Raw genomic sequence first — 20,013 nt, 5'->3', positions numbered from 1 at the left:
AACGGATCACCTCTTTAATTTTTAATTTTCAAATTCTTTAATGCTTCACATCAGTAAACTTTGAGGCAAAGGTTTTCATTTCCCCTCGATACTATCCCTTCTTCCAGGGAATGAACATGTAATTTTCCGTCTTTTTCCACCAATAAACCGATTTCTTCGTTCTTGATCTCTAACACAAGCCTTACAAGGGAAGGGATAATGCCCCAAAAGGTAATAAAATCCCTTTTCATACGAAATACATTCAGGTACAATAGGGCGATGTGTGTGTCCGGACCAGGCGGATACGAAATACGAAGTATAGAGGACGGTTCAGTTCGAACGGATCATCCTGATTTGATTATTTGGAGGCTCATCAACACCATGCAAACCGATTCACAGACTAAAGTCAAAATCATAAACGCCGATCCCAGCGCGATGGGATTATTTGGGTTGGCCATCGTCACTCTGGTCGCTTCCTCCCAAAAGCTTGGCATTACAGACGGCCTTAGCTACGCCATTCCTTGGGCGATTTTCCTCGGTGCCTTTGCCCAGCTGTTCGCTTGCATTCAAGATTCCAAACGCAACAATACCTTTGGTACAACTGCCTTCGGCGCATACGCATTCTTCTGGTTCGCGATGGGTGCCAACTGGCTGATCAAAATGGGCGTGTTTGGCTCCACTCTTGCGGAACAGGCAGATGGCAAGCAGCTCGGATTTGCTTTTGCCGGATACCTCGTGTTCACCCTGTTCATGACGCTGGGTGCCGTGGAAGCCAACAAAGTATTGCTCATCATTTTCATTCTCATTGACTTCCTGTTCCTTGGCCTGACCTTTGACGCGTTCGGCGTAGCTCCTCATATCTTCCATACCATCGCAGCTTATGCTGAAATGGGAATCGGAATCGTGTCGTTGTACGGCACAGGTGCTTCCGTACTGAACGCTCACTTCGGCTATACGTTCTTGCCCATCGGCAAGCCGGCTGGCATTTTCAGACCCAAGGCTTAATATACAGCATCAAACCGCCAGCGCGCCGGTCCGCGCCTGGCGGTTTTTTTGAATTATGCTTCACTTGAATAGGGATACAGCTTCTTTTTTACTTTTTACCATTTTTTTATTTCTTTTTCTGAAAAAAAGTATAATATTAACATGTCATATACAACATTCTACTAGGTGAGGGAGTTTATAACAAATGAGAAACAAAGCAAGATCGGCAGTTTTATCCTTAGCACTAGCCGCAACTTTGGCGATTCCAGCAGTAGTTAGCGCTGATAGCGTCCAAGCAAATCCGGCAGATGAGACAACGCCACCAATTGTTACTCCGTTCTCTGTTGGTAACCAACAGCCGCTCACAACTGTGAGCGCTGCTACTTCTATCGTCCCCGCTTATTTCTCGGTTCCAGCTGGTTACGGACATGGTAAATTCTACTTCCTAAACAATGGAACAAGCAATCTAACTGTTACGATGACACACTCATCAGGATTAGAGTATATTGCAGCTACTGTTAAGCCGGGAGCAGCATATACTTGGAGAAGCACGGCGGATTATCCGCAAGGTATGCGCGGTGGTGATTATACCATCTCATTCCATTGTTCCAGTGGTGTAAATGCAAAGTGGTCTGCATTCGCTTCCAATAGCGTCACTGAAGCTAACGCATAAAACATTAAAATCCGTTACGACTGATTATTCACAAAAAAGGATTCGAAATGTAACAGTGTATGACAGTCTATTATATTGGTACATCAGACGGCATGTCGTCGACGCTAGAAGCGCCTTAGCTTCCGATAATATCGGTGAACGAGCAGGACTCAAGCAGTCGGCTATTGCCCGTCTGGAGAGCTCCGCGCAGATTCCGCGCTTCGATACGCTCCAGAAGGTGGCTTTTGCGCTTGGCTTGCGCTTTGAACTGGTTCCTGATGGCGAGGAAGAAGTGATCGACACCTACACTAGAACTAACATATAGAGAGGATGGACGCGGCATATCTTGCAGCGTCCATCAGCCATACTGTCAGGAGGACTACAAAGAATGAGAGAGATACCTAAACCTACGGAATCAGATCAAGTGGAGAGAAAGTATGTGCGCGAAACACGTTGTTTCAAGACGGCAAGAGTATTTCCAACCGATGTAAATAACCATAATACCTTGTTTGGCGGCAAACTCATGTCCTATATCGATGACATTGCATCCATCGCCGCATCCAAGTTGTGCCGGGTCAATACCGTTACGGCTTCGACCGATTCGGTCGATTTCTTGTATCCGATTAATCCGACGGATTCGGTGACGTTGGAATCCTTCGCATCGTGGACGGGACGAAGTTCGATGGAGATTTTTGTGAAGGTGATCCGCGAGGATCTGAAGACGGGGGAGAAGAAGATTGCGGCGACCGCATTCCTTACCTTTGTCGCTTTGGATGAAAATAACCGTAAACTCATTGTCCCTCGCATCATTCCGGAGACGGAGGAAGAGAAGAAATTATACGAGACTGCTCCAGCCCGGGCGGCCATGCGGAAACAACGGCGGGCAGAAAGCAAGAACTTCGCCGACTTCCTCACCGTTAGTTATCCTTGGGAATAAGAGAATCAGGCACGCTATTCAGTCCTGAAGCATGCGTTCATGAATGGTCCGGCCCTTCTGCCCTGGTTCAATCAGGAGACGGGTCGGTTTGATGTTAATTAGCGCGGTCAACTGTTCTCCCATGTAGTGGGAAGAATACTTGAACCCAATCTCCGCCCAGTGCATAATCACACCAACGGTCGCAGATACCAGGTAACTTAGCATGATATCGTAATTAATGGTGTAGTCGCTATCTTCGGTCACCAATACAAAATCCTCGGTTAAATATGTTCTGAACATATTGCAGAGTCTCGTTCCCATATCCCCATGCATCGTCATCAAGGCTCGAAAGATATCCTGATGTGCTTCGATATATTCAAATACAGGCATCGTTGATGGCAGCAATGCCGTCATATCCACTTCTTTTAACTCCGCGTAAGGTGATGCATAAGCTTGTCCCACGCCCTGCATGAAATCATCCAGAATGAATTGCAATAGCTCGGGTTTACCAGGAAAATGTAAATAGAACGTTCCCCGGTTATAATCTGCCCGCTCCGTAATGTCACGAATCGTGACGGCTTCAGCTCCCTTTTCCAATATCAAAGAAACTGCCGCAGCAATGATGGCATCCTGCGTTCTTCGTGCTCTCCGATCCTGAGGGTGTTCGATAATCAACATTTCCACCTCCTCTGTCCATTATTGTAACCTAAATGAACACCGCTTACATCTCTGTCCGATAGCTGACATATGCGCTGTCAATGATGATTGTCACATTACTATGTATATCTTAACATTGAGATAGGAACGATAGACCACAGGTTGAATGTTCACTCACAGTTCACCTGATTTCATTTTATAAGGAGCGAATACATGATGAGTACATCATATACCCAAACAGCCGTTATTACAGGAGCAGCCGGAGGCATCGGTAAAGAATTGGCACGCCGCCTTGCTGAACGCAAAATTAATCTGGTGCTGGTCGACCTGAACGAAGAAGCCATCCAGCAAACCATCACGGATCTGAAACTCGACAAAGAGCACGCCATTGCAGTGAAAGCAAACGTATCTCAGGAAGCCGACGTGAAAAACTATGTGCAGCAAGCACTTGATACGTTTGGTCGTATCGATTATTTTGCCAACAATGCCGGCATTGAAGGTCCAACCGGACTGATCGAGGATCTGAGCGTTGAAGCGCTCGACCTCGTATATAACGTCAATGTGCGCGGCGTATTCCTTGGTTTGCAGAACGTCATCCCTGTCATGAAAAAACAAAAATCTGGTGCGATTCTGAATACCTCTTCCCTCGCAGGTCTGATGGGTGCTCCAGCCGTATCTCCATATATTATGTCCAAACATGCCGTGATTGGCCTCACCCGCACAGCAGCGAATGAACTCGCGCCTCATGGTATTCGGGTTAACGCGGTATTGCCAGGCACCATTAATACCCGTATGATGCGTCAAATCGAAGCAAACTCCGGTAATGTGGAAGATTATCAATCAGCTACCGTATCCGCAATTCCGATGGGCCGCTATGGTGAACCGGAAGAAGTCGCAGCCATCATGAACTTCCTGTTATCCGAAGAAGCTTCGTATGTCACCGCTTCGCTCTATACTGTCGATGGCGGTATGATGGGTCAATAAGAAGAATGGGGCTAGCCTAACTTAGCTGACGCTTTAAAGGGTATTTCCGAGTGTACAATCCAAAATGACCTCAATTCCCACAATAACGTGGAGGCTGAGGTCATTTTTTTAATAGATTGATTTAAATTTAATCCACGTAGCCTGCGAGACCTTTTTCCATCAAGTAGTCCATTTCAGCATCCAGTATGCCTTCAACGGTTAGTTCATCCAGCTTTACATCTTTGCGGCTCAAAATGTAGTCGGCCAGATCGTCACCGTCGATATCCACGTCGCCTTTGGCATTTTCATGCGCCTTGTTAATGTACGCCTGCTCGTGCTTCAGGACAAGAGCGATATTCGCTTCGCTTGCCTTCGTCTTCTCTGCAATATATGCCTTCATTTCCTGTTCATTCATTGAATTTGCTTCAGTCACGTTAAAGTCAGCTCCTTGATTCATACGTTCTGTTGCCATTGTAGCATAGGTTAACCCACAACAGACATGCCTTATTCCTTATCCCTAGGATAAACGAACGTAAAATGTTGCACCTTCCCCTACTACACTGCGGGCGTAAATCTCACCTTTGTGCTGCTCCACGATCGACCTTGCAATTGCAAGACCCAATCCATGTCCACCATGTTTCCGTGCTCTGGAGGCATCCGTGCGATAGAAGCGATCGAAGATCCGGTCCAGATGTTCGTGCGCAATGCCTTCTCCCGTGTTGGAAACGGCCAGCACGACGTCATTGTTCTGTTTCTTCAACGATACGTTGACGGAACCTTTGGCTCTGGAGTATTTCACAGCATTATCGAGCAAAATCAGAATGACCTGCTTGATCTGTTCGCTGTTGCCATGAACCATGAGCTGCGGCTCAATGCTGTAGTCCAGGGATATATTTTTCTCAAAAATCACGGCCTCCATCGTTAAGATAATCGTCTCCACCGCATCGCTCATATTGAATTTGGCATGAATCATCGAGGATCTTGAATCGTCAATTTGAGTCAGATATAACAGATCATTCGTCAGTCCCGACATGCGTTCCGTCTCCGACTTGATGTAATGCAGCCATTTGGCTTGATTCTCAATCGTATCCTCCCGGTTCGCGAGAAGCACATCTGTGTTGGTATTAATGATCGCCAGCGGCGTTTTCAACTCATGTGAAGCATCGGCTATGAACTGCTTTTGCTTTTCAAAGGCTTCCTTAACCGGGGTAATAGATCGATTGGCGAAATAACGGCTCAGGAAGTAGATGACGATCAGCATGATCAAACCTACGACGGCAAAAGTATAAATCAGATTCGTAAGGATGCCCTGTTGGGCCGTCACATCGATGAACACAATCATATGCCCTGTGCTGCTCGGGTCGATCACATAAGCCCAGTCCGTTCCATTGAGTGTAAACTGTCCGGTCTTGCGATCCAGATCGTCGACTTTATTCACCTTTTGCAAAGCTTCAGTATAGAACGTGTCATCCATATCAAACCTGGAGTGTGCATCCGTGATTTTCCATTCACTGTCCGTCTTGACCATGAACGATACAGAGCGTCCTGGCGGTGAATTCGGATCACTCCCTGGAGCTCCATTCGCAATGGAATCGGACGGTAGTGATCCCGTCCCCGAATCTCTGTCATCACCGCGAGGCATCTTGCTGGAGTTGTAAGGCCCATGATAGAAATCCGACACTTTGAACAGTTCCATGTTGGTTTCCCGCTGTACATTCTGGTACGTAATGATGTAGATCGTGGCAAAGGCAACCAGCATCATAATTGATATGGATACCAGGTTCACGATCAGAAATCGGTTTCTGAGTTTCTTGAACATCAGGACGTCACCTCAAGTACGTACCCCACACCCCGAATCGTATTGATGCGGACCGAGGAGTTCAGGAAGGTTAATTTTTTGCGTAAAAACGAGATGTACACCTCCACATTGTTATACTCCACTTCCGAATCGAAACCCCACAACTTCTCAATAATCTGCTCTTTGGAAGTAATGGCCTGTTTGCGCGTGATTAGCAGTTCCAGCAGTTCATTCTCTTTCAGATTCAGCTTGATCTCCTTGCCTTGCACACTCAGCTTCAGCTGCGTCGTGTTCAGTTCGATGTCACCGAACTTCAGTCCATCCTCTGGAACAACTTCTCCCTTCCTTCTCAAGGCTGCCCGAATCCGTGCGAGCAATTCCTCCGTGGCAAAGGGCTTTGCTATATAATCATCGGCTCCATAATCCAGCCCGGTCACTTTGTCTGAAATTTCTCCTTTGGCTGTGAGCAGAATGACAGGCGTATGATTGCCTTCGCTGCGCAGTTTTTTCAGCACGGTAATCCCGTCCATTTCCGGCATCATAATGTCCAGCAGCAACAGATCATAGATTCCACTTAGCGCGTAATCCAGACCCGATCTCCCGTCATGCACCATGTCTACAGAGTAATTGTGTTTTTTCAATATTTGCGATACGGCTTCTGCCAAATGAACCTCATCTTCCGCAATTAGTATTCTCATCGGTTCTTCATTCCTCTGCATGAATTGGTTTCGATATATGTCAATCTATTATACCAAGGATTGTAGCAACCGAACCTTGAATCAATCTTAATTTCAGTTTTTTCGCGAACTATTAAAGGAAGGTAAAAAAAGATCAACGGAATGTAAAATCATTTAAGATTCATTCAAGGTTGGCGCTCTAAGATACAGACATGGAAGCAATACACGATGCAACAAAACATACAAAACATGGATGAAAGGACTGAACCCCAATGGCAATTGAAGTATTCAACCGATATGAGAGCAAGTATCTCCTGACAGATGAGCAATACGAGAACTTCTACACCGATCTACTGAAGTATATGGAGCTGGACGCCTTTAACAAGAAACACGAGTTTTACTCCATCAGCAATCTGTACTTCGACACTCCGCAGGACTCCCTGATCCGCGCAAGTCTCTCTAAACCTAAATACAAGGAGAAGCTGAGACTGCGGGCATACGGAGTTCCTGAAGAGAATGCGAAGGTATATCTGGAGATCAAAAAGAAAGTATTTGGCTTGGTGAACAAACGCCGAACTGCCCTGAAGCTGGATGAAGCCTACGAATTCGTTCGGACAGGCAAAGCGCCTGATCTCGCCGATTATATGAATAAACAGGTTGTCGAAGAGATCAAGTATTTCCTCCGGCTGTACGATCTGGAACCAAAAGTATATCTGGCGTATGAACGCAAGGCACTGTTCGACAAGAACAGCCGCGATCTCCGCATCACCTTTGATACCAACATCCGCAGTCGTAGATACGATCTGAAGCTGGAGCAGGGAGATTATGGTGAACCACTGGTGAAAGACGGACGCTGGCTGATGGAAGTCAAAGCCGAGAAAACCGTTCCGATGTGGCTCTCCCAACTGTTATCCGAACACGGTCTTTACCGCACCGGATTCTCGAAATACGGCAATGAGTACAGACATCTGGCCAGAACAACCAACCTGAACTACCAGACTGAACGAGAATTGCTGCCAGGTACCGATTTCAACCCATCCATAGAACAAGAAAAAACAATCACAGAAAGAGAGCGTGTCCTGTATGCTTGATTCCATCTTTAGTTCTGCACTAACCGATACAACTCTGACCTTCAGCAATGCCATTGTTACCATCGGCCTTGCCATCATTATGGGGGCCATTATCAGCCTGACATACATGAAGACCAATCAAAGCACCTACTCCCAGAGCTTTACGCTAACCATGGTTGTTTTGCCAGTCATCGTAGCCATTATCATTCTTCTGATCGGCAGCAACATTGCCCGTGCATTCAGCCTCGCCGGTGCCTTCTCCATCATCCGATTCAGAAGTGCGCCTGGTGACCCGAAAGATATTGCTTATGTTTTGTTCACCATGGCTTCCGGTCTTGCCTGCGGTGTAGGCGCATTCGGTTATGCCGTAATGTTCACCATCATCCTGTGTGTACTGATGTTTGTCCTGAGCCGCTTCAACTTCGGAGCGAAGAAAAGCCAGCAAAAAACGTTGAAAGTGACTATTCCCGAGAATCTGAGTTACGAAGAAGCACTGGACGAAGTATTCCACAAATTCAATGTCGTACATGAGCTCAAAAAAATCAGAACAACCGAACTTGGCAGTCTGTACGAGCTGGTCTACAACGTAACCATTCATGAAAGTGTCAATCAAAAAGAATTCCTCGACATGATCCGTACCCGAAACGGTAATCTGGATATCTCGTTAACTATGAGTCCAACAGCCACTGAATATTAAAATTCGAAGGGAACGATATAATATGAAAAAGAAAATCATAACTGGCAGCAAACTGTGGTCCGTCGCGATGATTACTGCAATGGTTACAGCTTGCAGCGCTCCGGCAGCAACCAGCAGCACTGCAAACGCCGCAGTGTCAACGACAGGGACAACCAAAACCGTATCCGTCAGTGAACAAACCTCGGTGAAGTATGCCGATCTGGTCACAATGGATGCAGACGATACCAACGTTAGCTGGAGTGCAACAGATTCCACAACGATTAAGCTGAACGGGACGACCGCTTCCATCACAGGATCGGGTGCAAAAGCAGCAAACGGATCAGTAACCATCTCCGCAGCAGGTACCTATGTACTTAGCGGCAAACTTACCGATGGACAGATTGTAGTTAATGTTGCTGATAAGGGCACCGTACATCTCGTATTAAACGGGGCAACAATCAATGATAACGACAGTGCAGCCATCTATATCCAGAAAGCGGGCAAAGCTATCATTACGCTGGAGGAAGGAACCGAGAATGCTGTCTCCGACGGCAAGACATACGTATACGCCGACGCTACAACGGATGAGCCGGATGCAGCCATCTTCAGCAAGGCAGACCTGACGTTCAATGGTACAGGCAAGCTGACGGTTACAGGCAACTACAATGAAGGTATTACGAGCAAGGATGATCTGAAAATCGTCAGTGGCACAATTAACGTCAAATCTGCGGATGATGGCATCAAAGGTAAAGATATGGTGGCCATTCAAGCCGGTACCATTACCATTGATTCAGAAGGTGACGGCATTAAATCCACGAACGATACGGATACGACTAAAGGCTTCGTTGCCATTGCTGGAGGTACATTCAACATCCAGAGCGGCAGCGATGGCATTCAAGCGGAAACCGCATTGGTTACGGATGGCGGCACATTTAACATCGTAACCGGAGGCGGCAGTGCCAATGCACCAGAAAAAGTAGAAGAAGGACCATTTGGCGGCGGTGGCGGCGGTGGCGGCGGATGGGGTGGCGGTACACCTCCAACCGATATGGGTACACCACCGGATGGTGAACCACCTGCTGATATGCCGAGCAATAATGGCACGAACGCAACAGGCGCAGCTCCATCCAGCTCTACAAATGCCAAAGCACCTGCTGATTCCACTGCGGATGCAGACACAAGCACAACAACAGAAGAAGAAACGACGAGTGCCAAAGCACTTAAAGCTGGAGTTGACCTCACCGTCAATGGCGGTACGTATACGATTGATTCCATGGATGATTCCCTGCACAGTAACAACAATGTAATTGTCAATGACGGCAAGTTCAGCATTGAATCCGGTGATGACGGCATTCATGCAGATCAGGCGCTTACCATTAACGGCGGAACGATCACCATTGCCAAGAGCTACGAAGGCCTTGAAGGTGCAATCATCACCCTGAACGATGGGGATGTGGATGTGACTGCATCAGATGATGGCGTGAATGCTTCGGGTGACATAACTGCAACTGACGCTGATGCTGATGCTGCAACCACTGCAGATGACAGTACTAAAGCAGCCGATACCGATACAACTGCAGTCTCCAACACTTCTGTTACAGAGACGACTGGCACAACATCAACTACGGATCAGTCCAATCAAAGTACAGACGCGAATAGCAATGCTCGCCCACAAGGCGGTGGGCCAGGTGGTATGCCGGGTGAATCCGCCAGCAACAGTGAGCTTCATATCAACGGCGGTTCCCTCACCGTAAATGCAGGCGGCGATGGACTGGATTCGAATGGCTCCATCTATATGACAGACGGAACGGTCATTGTGAACGGTCCAACGGATAATGGCAACGGTCCACTCGACTATGATGGTACATTCGAGATGAGTGGTGGATATTTGGTCGCTGCCGGCAGTTCCGGCATGGCACAAGGTACATCCGATACATCAACTCAAAATACAATCGTGATGACATACCCTGAAACACAAAAAGCAGGCACACTCGTTCATGTGCAAGACAGTGAAGGCAATAACATCCTGACCTTTGCTCCAGCGAAAGATTATCAATCTGTTGTGGTTAGTTCCTCTGATCTGAAGAAGGATGGATCTTACGTGATTTACTCCGGCGGAACATCGACGGGCAAAGCAGTGGATGGACTCTATACAGACGGAACGTATAGTGGTGGAACCAAAGTGGTTGCCTTCCAATCCACAAGCAATGTAACTTGGGTGAATGAATCTGGTGTTACAACTGCCAATACAGGTATGGGTCCAGGTGGAGGCGGTGGCCAAGGTGGATTCGGCGGCGGAAGAAACAGACCGCAATCGGGTACAACAACCGATACTACAGGTACAACGGGCACTACGGATACCGCGAAGTAAGTTAAGATTCAGGTCATAAAAGCCAACATATAAATGATTAAAAACAAGGGATGTCCCATACGTCATGAATATGACGGAGGACATCCCTTGTTTTTGCTATTTTGTTCTAAAGAAGCTCGTACAAGCTATTCGCTCCCATTGGATGAAGGAATAACGTTGCTGATGTTCATTAAATGCTGCATTCCTTGATTATTCACCTTTTAAGATGCGGTAGGTTTGTTAGTACTCAAAACGTATATACATACACCTTGGTACGCAACGTGTCCCGGCATGTGATTGTCCGTAGCGGTACCTTGCCTGGCAATGCAAAACAGACGCTAATCACCTTTGCTCCCGGAGGCAGCTCCCGAGTGAACTTGTCGACGAGTCGATTCATTGCTCCAGGAAACAAATAACAGATGACGCAATCTGCGTGTTCATATGAACTGGTATAGATGTTGCCACGGATGAATCGCAACCGTCCCTCCAGAGAGTGGCGCTTTCCCTTCGCTCGCCGTAAGCGGACACTTAGAAAAGCAATCAGTTGGGAGGCCCATAAGGGAACAATTGAATTTTCAATACCCGTTAGCCGTTTGCCTGGACAATGCCTCACTACGTCCAGTGCGAGCGTTCCCCAGCCGGAGCCTGCTTCAATCACGTCACCGTAACCGGGAATACGGTTGACCTCTTGAATGACTGCCTGCCTGACGATGCTGGATGTGGGCATCGGTGAGATTCCATTTTTCCAACTGACCAGCACGATGGATACTACCGATATAAGTGTCACCACAGCAATCAGCCATGGGATAAATTGAAATATGAACATAACCTCAACCCTTTGGATTTTAATTAAGAGGTGGCATTTGCACCTTCATCATAACAAAAAAAGCTTCCCCAGGTCTAAAAAACCTGACAGAAGCTTCCTTCTTGTTATTCTATTTTAACTATATCTCATTCCATCCCGCTGCTCATTCCACGCATTCAGTCCGGCACATGGGACTTCATGTATACACCCTTTTTGTACACCGATTTGATTGTAAAATGTACGCCCAGCTTGCGATTCGTCCGGTAGATCAGCGAGTTAATCTCGTCAATGCCTACCGGTTCACTCTCCAGCATGCTTCGCTCCGGCCACACTTGGCCGACAATCTGCTCCCGTGTCACAAAGTGATCCAACTGGCTGTACAATAGCTTGAACAGTTGGTACTCTTTCTTGGACAGTGGAATCTCCACTTCTCCAATCTGCACCGTTTGCAGGTGATCCTGTAAACGCACGCCCTCGCCCAGCAGGTCAGATAGCCGATATTCTCTCGTTTCTTCGAGATCCCCTTCTACGCGAAGCTGAATCAAGCCGTTGACCAGGGTCAGGCTGTCTCCTTCGGCAAACGGGTATTTCTCATAAGGAACGAGGCGCTGCCCGTTCAATTCCGTTCCATTTTTACTATCCAGATCCTCAATCCAAAGTTGCTGCTGCACATCATAATGAATGCGGCAGTGCCGCTTCGATATCAACTGATTGTAGACAGACAAGTCCAGTTCATCTCCACCCGTATAACGCCCCACTGTAATAGAACGCCCCTGGCTGACATAAGCGAACGAACCGTCACTTTCCTGCCCTGGCGTACGAATGACGATTTTTGCCGTCTCCCGCATGTTATTCTCCCACCTTCAAATATCACTCTATCTCTATGAGCGTCCCGTTCATAAATAATGATAAATTCATCAGATTTGTTCCATTGTTTGCATCCATAATAATTTATATAGTGTATACAGGCATCGTTATATGCTTTTCTCTACTATACCAGACGTTGTGCCTTTTTTCTCATAACAGTCGTATCCATGCCCTAGCCCAATCAACAAGAGAGGTCCCTCATCATGAACAAAAAAAACATTTTCATATATGTGCTGCTCGCCTTCACCCTGTCCATTACATTAACGGTGCTCTCCCGCATCAATGATGATCGCGGAGAATCACTGAAAGGCACAACCACAACCGAAACTTCATGGTTGCAACTGAATACCCAGCCGTAAGTATACTCTATTATAACGTGATCAACAGAAAAAAACGTTTCACGAATGTCATCTTATGCTGGGTCATGCTATTCTGAATGAGGTTCAGATCATAATCCGTTCATCAGAATAAGGCCCCTGGACGCTAAAAACCAGCGCTCAAGAGCCTCATTTTAATGCATATTTATGATATGGATACCAATCAGTTCATCCGATAATGACTTATGTCAAAAGCGATGTTGCAACGGCATTCCCCGCCCTCAGCGCCGCTTTTTCCTGATACCAAGTTTCCTCCACCCATACACAATAAGAGCTACAGAGCCAGCAATCCATAATAATTGCCATAACATGATACTCAGATCAAATCCCATGTTGTATCCCTCCCCCCAAAGATTGTGAATGCTGTATCGAATATCCTAAAATCGGTTTTTTTCATCCTACGGCAGATCGGATTCATTAGACTGTTCTATCTCTCTAGCCTGAATTTCCTCCATCCGGCTCGACACCTTCTGATACAGATAAGAAATGCCAAGCAGCAGTACGCCAAAGCTGAAATAGGCAATGATCTTGCTGCCCGATGTAAGCAATCCCACATCATAGAACACCATTTTCCCGGTGGAAAATAACGTCAGGCCCAGACCGAGGCGCCGAATCATCACATATTTTCTTCGGAACCCGTAGGCGATATACAGGATCGCAAGCAGCAGATAGATTAGGCTGAACATCAGCCCTACATCTCCCCAATGGAACTGGACCGTCAAGAACACGGTGATGACACCCAGCAGATAGACCCCTGCGATAACCGGATACCATTCAACGCTCTTGAACTGCCCGCGGATTGCCGTGATCAGCAGATCCCTTCCTGCAAAAAACACGCCCACATTAAAGATGATTAATACGAGTAAACCTACGAATTCAGCCGCTGTATGCTGCTGAACATCCGACTGAAGTGCCGGCATGGATAACGTTACTGCCAGTGCAATACAGCAGCCCACCGCATGCAGGAAGACGATGTAACCCTGCACGATCCGATCACGCAAAAGCCTCACTTTACTCAATCCATAGGCCATGGCAATGGTCAGCGCAGCGAACATCAGCCATTTGTAGAACAGGTATAACAGGAATGAGTCATCAACTGCTTTCATATACAATTCATTCGATTCATACAGCACATATAACCACAGATTGGCGAGTGTGATGTACTTGAATGCATTCAAAAAGCCAAGCTCTATCTGGCTATAATGATATTTCTCTCCGGATAGGGAGCCGTTGCGATCCAAGGCGTAATAGAGTGTAATAAGTAGCGCACCCAGCGTGATGCAGGAGTATTTTAGCATGAAATAGGATTGCTCCCCCATGATGAACAGCACCAGCACGTCATAGTACACAAAGGTGAACATGCACAGAAGCACGATTCCCCATCCAGCACGTTCCACCAACTTGAACCGCTTCAGATGTCCGAGCGTAACCAACAGAATTCCTTCGATCAGCCAGCCCATAGACAGCCACTTCGCACCAAACTGGAACGGTATAATCAGAATGGCAAAGGTCAGTGAAGTCACGTAGAACAATAGAAGGGTCTGCTTTTCCTGAGGCATCCTCTGCTGGATAAAACGGGCGAGCCCGAAATAGACCAGAGCAAAAATCAGAGCAAGCAAACCTTGTGCGTCATTCCAGCCCGCTGCATCGAACAATACATATAACATCAGGCAACTGATGCTCGTATTCATGGCGAGCAGTGCAAAGTCCCACCAGGTTAACTTCACCCGATGTTTAAACGGATACGCCAGTGTAATGCCGAGATATAATGAAAATGTCACAATGGAATACACCATGCCGATCTTCTCACTTGGTGAGAGCCATAACAGGATGAGCATGGACGGTGTGTTGAACAGAAAACTGATATAGTGCACGATTGGCCACCGTTTGCCAAATGAAATCCATACAATAATTCCGTTCAGGAGCAACAGATAAATCATGGCCACATACACAGCCGAGCCTTGAAGGCCGAAATAGGCCACATAGGAGATTAACGGCAGATATCCTCCAACCAAACCAAGTGAGCAGATGGTCCTGGACTGATACCTCAACGATAGCAGCACGGATATGGCCGAAACCAACACCGACAAGGCAAGTCCCGTATATAACCCGATAATATGCAGTAAAAAGTAACTGTAGAAGATCGAGCCAAATAGAACGGAAATCCCACCTCCCAGCAGCCCCATCGCGAACGTCTGACGCTTGCGGCGGAACAGCCACTCACCCCCGGCAAGCATAAGCGCACCAAGCAGGAAGAACGCTACTCCTTTCACCTCATCGCTGAACCAGGTCTTGTAGGAGTACTGAAAGGCTGCACCAACGCCAAGAATGATCAGCAGGATGGCGACCTTGTTGATCCAGCTCAGGCCAATCTTCATCTCCATCCGATTCTGGCGAATGCGCCGCTGAATGGTCTCTTCGCTTAAGCCTTCTTCCGCCATATGCTCATATCCTTGTTGCATCTGTCCGCGCAGCGCCTCTTCCCTCTCCCACAGGGTCTGCCTATGCAATGCAATACGTTCCTGCACCTCAGCAGCCAGATGAGCAATTCTTTCCTTCATCTCATTGGCGTCACCCTGAAGTTCCTCTGAAGCTCGGTTGAATATGGCATTCAAATTCACTTTGGCGCGGTGCTCATGCGCCACGAGCCGATCATTATGTACACTCGTCTTTCCCCGAAAGTAGGTCTCCATCTTCTCCTGGGATACACGAATGAGATTCAATTTCTCATCCAGCATCTGTTCGGATAGAGCCATGCGAAGACGGGCATTCTCCTCTTCCATTTTCCGTGTGCGTAATTCAAGCTGTTGCAGCTTGAGTTGGTGCGCTTCATATTGCGTTCGCAGTTGTTCGTTCTGCACGATCAGGTCATCGGATTGATAGTCCTGAAGCAGAGCATTATATTCCTTTACCAGCTGCTTCTGCTGCTCCTGAACCTGGTGAAGCCGATCCTTGAACTCTTTCATGAGCTTCCTCCGTTGGTTGATGTTGAATTCATTCCCTATATTTTACTATATGTATGCCATAAAATGGGGTTTAAGGAATAGAATCATTCAACCGTTCTCTGCGGATCGGAAGTCGTTATGGGATTTATATCAAATGCTTACATAACAAAAAGCCCGGGAAGCATCAGCTCCCAGGACTCTCATTCATTGATATAGTCATTCTGCATACGTATACAAATTCCGGTCATCTTACTGAGCCTCGGAAACTTGCTTACGCCGGATCTTTCGTATCCGCCGTCTCCGGCTCCATAATTTCAGTGGCATCCGGGTCCAGCCAGTTCGCAAGCAGGGTTCGCACATATTGCAGATCACTCTCTGACAAATCATAGTACCATGTGCCGCTACGCGTTGCGCCCTCACCCTTCAACATGTAATTGCTGATTGTTGGCGTGCTGTCTTTCATATATAGAGACTCAGCAAATTTCATGATGAAATCCGAGTTCATGTTGGTTGTAAAATTCGATCCAGCGATTTGGATAACGTCCGGGATCTTGGTCAGGTTTTTGACCTCAAGCGCACGATTCATGAAGGCACTTAGAAAAAGACGGTGCCGCATCGTCCGATTGAAATCGGAATCTTCCCGGTAACGCACATAGCCCAGCGCTTCTTCGCCGCTGTAGATCGGTTTGTTCGCTTCAACAAACAGCTTCTCATGTGCTTTCGATTTGTTCTCAATATTTTTCTTGATCGGCAATTCAACACCGCCAACCGCATCAACAATATCCTTGAGTCCGTTAAAATTAATCGCGGCATAGAAATCGACTTTGTTTTCCAACAAATGCTCTACGGTATCCATCGCCATCTTGGCTTCACCATGCGCATAGGCTGAATTAATCTTCGACTTCACATCCCGGCCGATAATATCGGTGTAGGAGTCACGCGGAATTGACAGCAGCAACACTTTATTTTCTTCCGGACGCACAACAGAATAGATCATGGTATCCGAACGGCTTGGTTCGTTATCCCGTTGGTCAATTCCTAGCAACAACAGCGAGAATGGATCGGTATGTTCTACAACAGGTGCATCCTTATCGCCCACAGGCTTGAAGGATTCATCGAGCGTTTCCTTTACGGTTTCCGAAGCAAACAGGTTAAATGCAAACACAACGAGTTGCTTTTGATAGATAAATCCGAGTCCCCCCAGCACAATCAAAGTACTCAGGATGATAATCAAAGGTTTCTTCCATCTCTTCTTCGGTTTCTTCGGCTTCCGTCTGGTTAAATGTGCGGCACTGTTCTCCATCATATCTCCTTTAATAACGGTCTTAGAATCATTTAACTATATTAATAACACGTTTTCAATAGATTACGTTATAATCTGCTATACAAGAAATGACAGAGAAGGAGTGATGAACGATGGAATATCGACGTTTGGGGAATAGCGGTCTGCGCGTTTCCGCACTTGGACTCGGCACCAATGCCTTTGGTAAACGGGCGGACGACCCGACTTCAATCCGCATTATTCATACGGCACTGGATCAGGGAATCAATTTTATCGATACCGCCAACATCTACGCCGGAACGGAATCAGAGCGGATTATCGGACAAGCCCTGGCAGGCAGACGGGAAAACACTGTGCTTGCTACCAAAGCCGGACTTCCCCGGCATGAGGGTCCAAATGGGCGCGGTTCCTCCCGCTATCATTTGCAGCAAGAGCTTGAACATAGCCTGCGGCGTCTGCAAACGGACTATGTGGATCTGTATCAGATCCATACCTTTGATCCGCACACCCCGCTGGATGAGACGCTGCGCACATTGGACGATATGGTCACTTCCGGCAAAGTCCGCTATATCGGAGCTTCCAACTATGCAGCCTGGGAGCTGATGAAAGCCCTTGGTACCAGCGAGTTGAAAGGATACGTACGTTATATCTCGACCCAAACCAGCTACTCTCTGGCTGATCGCACACCTGAGCTTGAACTTGTACCGATGTGTCTTGATCAAGGCGTAGGTATCATTCCATATTTCCCGCTGGCTGGTGGCATTCTGACAGGCAAATACAACGGTGAAGCGGGCGTGCCTTCCGGTTCCAGAGCGGATACCGATCCGGCCTTCAATCGTTTCCTGCTGGAACACAATATTAAATTAGGTGAGCAGGTCAGTGAAAAGGCGTCGGCGTATGGCTGCTCCCCAAGTGTCCTGTCGCTTGCATGGCTACTGGCCCGCCCTGCTGTTTCAACGGTTATCGTTGGGGCAACGAGTACCGAACAGCTGGAGCATAATCTGGCTAGCCTGGACCTGAAACTGACCGATGATATAATCTCGCAGCTCGATCAACTCAGCGACTCTTTCCGTCATGGTAGGCCATTTGCGACTTATCGGATTAATTGAACCAATACAAAAAACCTCCCGGCTAAAAAGTCTGGGAGGTACAACTTCACTACACTCTGTAGTCTAATAAAGCATAGAAAAAATCTTTCTATGAATTAAACATCTGTTTTATGTTGGATAAATTCCTGCATGATTTCCATGTATTCATCCTTACGATCACTTAACACATCAAAGAACACCTTGTCCGCGGCTTCAACAAGATGAATACCTTCAAGCGCCAAGCGAGTTCCTTCCGGCGTTGTTGTAATAATATTCGCACGGGTATCGGTAAGATGACGCTTGCGAGTTATTAACTCTCTCTTTTCAAGAGCACGGAGCACTTGAGAAGTAACGTTAACATCCACATTGGCAAATTGCGCAAGCTGGACCTGAGTTACCCCCTTACCCTCTGTATCGCGTTCATTGAGCCACACACAGGCATGCAATAATACAAATTGGGGTTGTGTTAATTCCAGAGGCTCGAGCACCCTGCGTATTTCCTTTTGCCACATCGTAGTAACCTGCCATAGCAGATACCCCGGACTTTCCTGAGCATTTTTATACCGTGAGCTTTCCATCTCATATACCTCCATCATTACACCTTGAGCTTCATCCTATCTTATAACGATTGTCGGAACGCATGCGTTTCAACGTTGTACATTTTCAGCGGAAAACATTAGCGTGAAGGAATAAATTGCTTGACCCATTGACCAAATCCATGCGGATTACGGCTCTGGATCAGGACTGTACCTTCACCTCGGAATCGGCATACCAATCCTTCTCCACTGGTCACGCTAGATAACCAACCTTGTGAAGCTTTCTCAATGCGATAATTCATATAATTGGGCCATGCGACCAAGTGGGCATTATCCACGATCACTTCTTCACCCGCAGCCAGATTAATCGCATGGATTGCACCATAGGATGATAGGAACACTGTTCCTCGCCCACTGATCTCTATAATAAAGAAACCCTCTCCCGAGAAGAGACCTTTCTTCAAGTTTTGCATTTTGGTATTCACCTGGATGCCTTCCGTTCCGGCCAGAAATCCATCTTTCTGTACGTAAAGCGAATAGGAGCCATCCAGTTCAATCGCCTCCACATCCCCCATGCTGGAGGGTGACAACAGAATTTCCGCAGATCCACCTGCAGCCGTTAATTCCTGAAAAAAGAATTTCTCGCCGCTGATCATTCGTCCGAATCCGGCAAACATACCGCCTTCAGCAGATCCCTTCAAGTCAACGGTTGGTGTCATGGATACCATGGCCCCGCTTTCTGCCTTGAACCGTTCTCCCCGTTGCAATTGCACCTTAAGCATCGCAAATGCACCATCATATAGAATTTCATAGTTCACGGCTTCATCAGCTCCTTATTGTCCGTGTTAAAATCATTTAACCCATTATCCTCTAACACTGAGAATTTGTCTCCGTATTCCTTAATAATGTGCTGATCTCCCCAGTTACAAAGGGCATTTAGAATCGGTTCCAAACTTCGGCCATATTCACTCAGTTCATACTCCACCTTGGGAGGTACCTGATTATACACAATGCGGTTCACAATCCCGTCATCTTCAAGCTCCCTCAGCTGCTGTGTTAACATTTTCTGCGTAATTGCGGGCATAATACGTTTGAGATCACTAGTGCGTTTCTTCCCGTGTGTCAGATGGCAGAGGATGACGCATTTCCACTTGCCACCGATGACTTCAAGTGTCGCTTCAACTGAAATATTATACTTCTTTCTGATCATGCTGAATGTCCTCCCGGAAATTGTTATTCATAAAAGCAATGGCTATATAGGCACTAAAAAGTACGTAGGGTACTAAAAAGTACGTACTATTCATTTTATGTCGAATAACTCATAATAGCATTTGCCGGTACGTAAATCTACATTCTGGGGAGTTGAACAAGACATGTTACATGATTCAAAA

Annotated in this window: 21 protein-coding genes; 10 read left to right on the top strand and 11 right to left on the bottom strand. The window is 46.9% G+C overall.

The window, feature by feature from the left end:
- The first annotated feature begins 360 nt into the window (after positions 1–360).
- The 4 genes from A6049_RS28215 to A6049_RS28200 all read left to right on the top strand — a co-directional run bounded on the left by A6049_RS28215 (position 361) and on the right by A6049_RS28200 (position 2,552).
- A complete protein-coding gene (locus A6049_RS28215) occupies positions 361–984 on the top strand; it encodes an acetate uptake transporter (RefSeq protein WP_063567767.1) in 624 nt (207 codons plus the stop codon).
- 184 nt (positions 985–1,168) lie between these two features.
- Positions 1,169–1,636: a hypothetical protein gene (locus tag A6049_RS28210; RefSeq protein WP_063567766.1), complete on the top strand. Its 468-nt coding sequence runs from the start codon at positions 1,169–1,171 to the stop codon at positions 1,634–1,636.
- Positions 1,584–1,940, top strand: coding sequence for a helix-turn-helix domain-containing protein (locus tag A6049_RS28205; protein ID WP_139295656.1), 357 nt, complete (start codon positions 1,584–1,586; stop codon positions 1,938–1,940). Before A6049_RS28210 ends, A6049_RS28205 begins: the two co-directional genes overlap by 53 nt.
- 99 nt (positions 1,941–2,039) lie before the next feature.
- Positions 2,040–2,552, top strand: a complete 513-nt coding sequence (locus tag A6049_RS28200; protein WP_063567782.1) for an acyl-CoA thioesterase — start codon at positions 2,040–2,042, stop codon at positions 2,550–2,552.
- 18 nt (positions 2,553–2,570) lie between these two features.
- On the opposite strand, the gene A6049_RS28195 is transcribed toward A6049_RS28200, so the two are convergent.
- Positions 2,571–3,209, bottom strand: a complete 639-nt coding sequence (locus A6049_RS28195; protein ID WP_063567764.1) for a TetR/AcrR family transcriptional regulator — start codon at positions 3,207–3,209, stop codon at positions 2,571–2,573.
- Positions 3,210–3,404: 195 nt separating this feature from the next.
- Here A6049_RS28195 and A6049_RS28190 point away from each other — a divergent pair, with 195 nt between their 5' ends.
- A complete protein-coding gene (locus A6049_RS28190; protein ID WP_063567763.1) occupies positions 3,405–4,172 on the top strand; it encodes an SDR family NAD(P)-dependent oxidoreductase in 768 nt (255 codons plus the stop codon).
- A 127-nt stretch (positions 4,173–4,299) separates the two neighbouring features.
- Here the strand turns inward: A6049_RS28190 and A6049_RS28185 are convergent, their stop codons facing one another.
- The 3 genes from A6049_RS28185 to A6049_RS28175 are packed head-to-tail and all read right to left on the bottom strand — an operon-like array spanning position 4,300 to position 6,647.
- Positions 4,300–4,608 (bottom strand): hypothetical protein, encoded by a 309-nt coding sequence (locus tag A6049_RS28185; protein ID WP_413640778.1) that lies wholly within the window; start codon positions 4,606–4,608, stop codon positions 4,300–4,302.
- 60 nt (positions 4,609–4,668) lie between these two features.
- Positions 4,669–5,970 (bottom strand): sensor histidine kinase, encoded by a 1,302-nt coding sequence (locus A6049_RS28180; RefSeq protein WP_063567762.1) that lies wholly within the window; start codon positions 5,968–5,970, stop codon positions 4,669–4,671.
- Positions 5,970–6,647 carry a response regulator transcription factor gene (locus tag A6049_RS28175; RefSeq protein ID WP_063567761.1) on the bottom strand — a complete coding sequence of 226 codons (678 nt, stop codon included), beginning with the start codon at positions 6,645–6,647 and terminating at the stop codon, positions 5,970–5,972. Before A6049_RS28175 ends, A6049_RS28180 begins: the two co-directional genes overlap by 1 nt.
- Positions 6,648–6,898: 251 nt before the next feature.
- Here A6049_RS28175 and A6049_RS28170 point away from each other — a divergent pair, with 251 nt between their 5' ends.
- Genes A6049_RS28170 through A6049_RS28160 form a run of 3 tightly spaced genes read left to right on the top strand, consistent with a single transcriptional unit; the run spans position 6,899 to position 10,743 of the window.
- Complete coding sequence (locus A6049_RS28170) at positions 6,899–7,717, top strand: polyphosphate polymerase domain-containing protein (protein WP_063567760.1); 819 nt, start codon at positions 6,899–6,901, stop codon at positions 7,715–7,717.
- Positions 7,710–8,393: a DUF4956 domain-containing protein gene (locus tag A6049_RS28165; protein ID WP_063567759.1), complete on the top strand. Its 684-nt coding sequence runs from the start codon at positions 7,710–7,712 to the stop codon at positions 8,391–8,393. The genes A6049_RS28170 and A6049_RS28165 overlap by 8 nt, the downstream gene beginning before the upstream one ends.
- A gap of 22 nt (positions 8,394–8,415) precedes the next feature.
- Positions 8,416–10,743, top strand: coding sequence for a carbohydrate-binding domain-containing protein (locus A6049_RS28160; protein WP_063567758.1), 2,328 nt, complete (start codon positions 8,416–8,418; stop codon positions 10,741–10,743).
- A gap of 226 nt (positions 10,744–10,969) precedes the next feature.
- Here A6049_RS28160 and A6049_RS28155 read toward each other — a convergent pair whose 3' ends face one another.
- Positions 10,970–11,548, bottom strand: a complete 579-nt coding sequence (locus A6049_RS28155) for a class I SAM-dependent methyltransferase (RefSeq protein WP_063567757.1) — start codon at positions 11,546–11,548, stop codon at positions 10,970–10,972.
- A gap of 155 nt (positions 11,549–11,703) precedes the next feature.
- Positions 11,704–12,375, bottom strand: a complete 672-nt coding sequence (locus A6049_RS28150) for an FHA domain-containing protein (protein ID WP_063567756.1) — start codon at positions 12,373–12,375, stop codon at positions 11,704–11,706.
- Positions 12,376–12,597: 222 nt separating this feature from the next.
- On the opposite strand from A6049_RS28150, the gene A6049_RS33435 reads away from it, so the two are divergent.
- Positions 12,598–12,753: a hypothetical protein gene (locus tag A6049_RS33435; RefSeq protein ID WP_157258566.1), complete on the top strand. Its 156-nt coding sequence runs from the start codon at positions 12,598–12,600 to the stop codon at positions 12,751–12,753.
- A 416-nt stretch (positions 12,754–13,169) separates the two neighbouring features.
- Here the strand turns inward: A6049_RS33435 and A6049_RS28145 are convergent, their stop codons facing one another.
- Together A6049_RS28145 and A6049_RS28140 are read right to left on the bottom strand one after the other, a co-directional pair.
- A complete protein-coding gene (locus A6049_RS28145) occupies positions 13,170–15,737 on the bottom strand; it encodes a DUF2339 domain-containing protein (RefSeq protein WP_063567755.1) in 2,568 nt (855 codons plus the stop codon).
- Between the two features lie 250 nt (positions 15,738–15,987).
- Complete coding sequence (locus A6049_RS28140) at positions 15,988–17,022, bottom strand: LCP family protein (RefSeq protein ID WP_342671835.1); 1,035 nt, start codon at positions 17,020–17,022, stop codon at positions 15,988–15,990.
- Positions 17,023–17,132: 110 nt separating this feature from the next.
- Here A6049_RS28140 and A6049_RS28135 point away from each other — a divergent pair, with 110 nt between their 5' ends.
- Entirely contained in the window at positions 17,133–18,107 is a 975-nt protein-coding gene (locus A6049_RS28135; protein ID WP_063567753.1) for an aldo/keto reductase, read from the top strand.
- 95 nt (positions 18,108–18,202) lie between these two features.
- On the opposite strand, the gene A6049_RS28130 is transcribed toward A6049_RS28135, so the two are convergent.
- The 3 genes from A6049_RS28130 to A6049_RS28120 form a co-directional block, all read right to left on the bottom strand.
- Entirely contained in the window at positions 18,203–18,664 is a 462-nt protein-coding gene (locus A6049_RS28130; protein WP_063567752.1) for a MarR family winged helix-turn-helix transcriptional regulator, read from the bottom strand.
- Positions 18,665–18,762: 98 nt separating this feature from the next.
- A complete protein-coding gene (locus tag A6049_RS28125) occupies positions 18,763–19,440 on the bottom strand; it encodes a TIGR00266 family protein (RefSeq protein ID WP_063567751.1) in 678 nt (225 codons plus the stop codon).
- Entirely contained in the window at positions 19,437–19,832 is a 396-nt protein-coding gene (locus A6049_RS28120; protein ID WP_063567750.1) for a winged helix-turn-helix transcriptional regulator, read from the bottom strand. Before A6049_RS28120 ends, A6049_RS28125 begins: the two co-directional genes overlap by 4 nt.
- Between the last annotated feature and the right edge of the window lie 181 nt (positions 19,833–20,013).

The sequence above is a fragment of the Paenibacillus sp. O199 genome (assembly GCF_001636635.1).
GTDB classification, from domain to species: domain Bacteria; phylum Bacillota; class Bacilli; order Paenibacillales; family Paenibacillaceae; genus Paenibacillus; species Paenibacillus marchantiae.
Note: the sequence above shows the minus strand (reverse complement) of the source record. Positions and strands in the feature narration are given on the sequence as shown.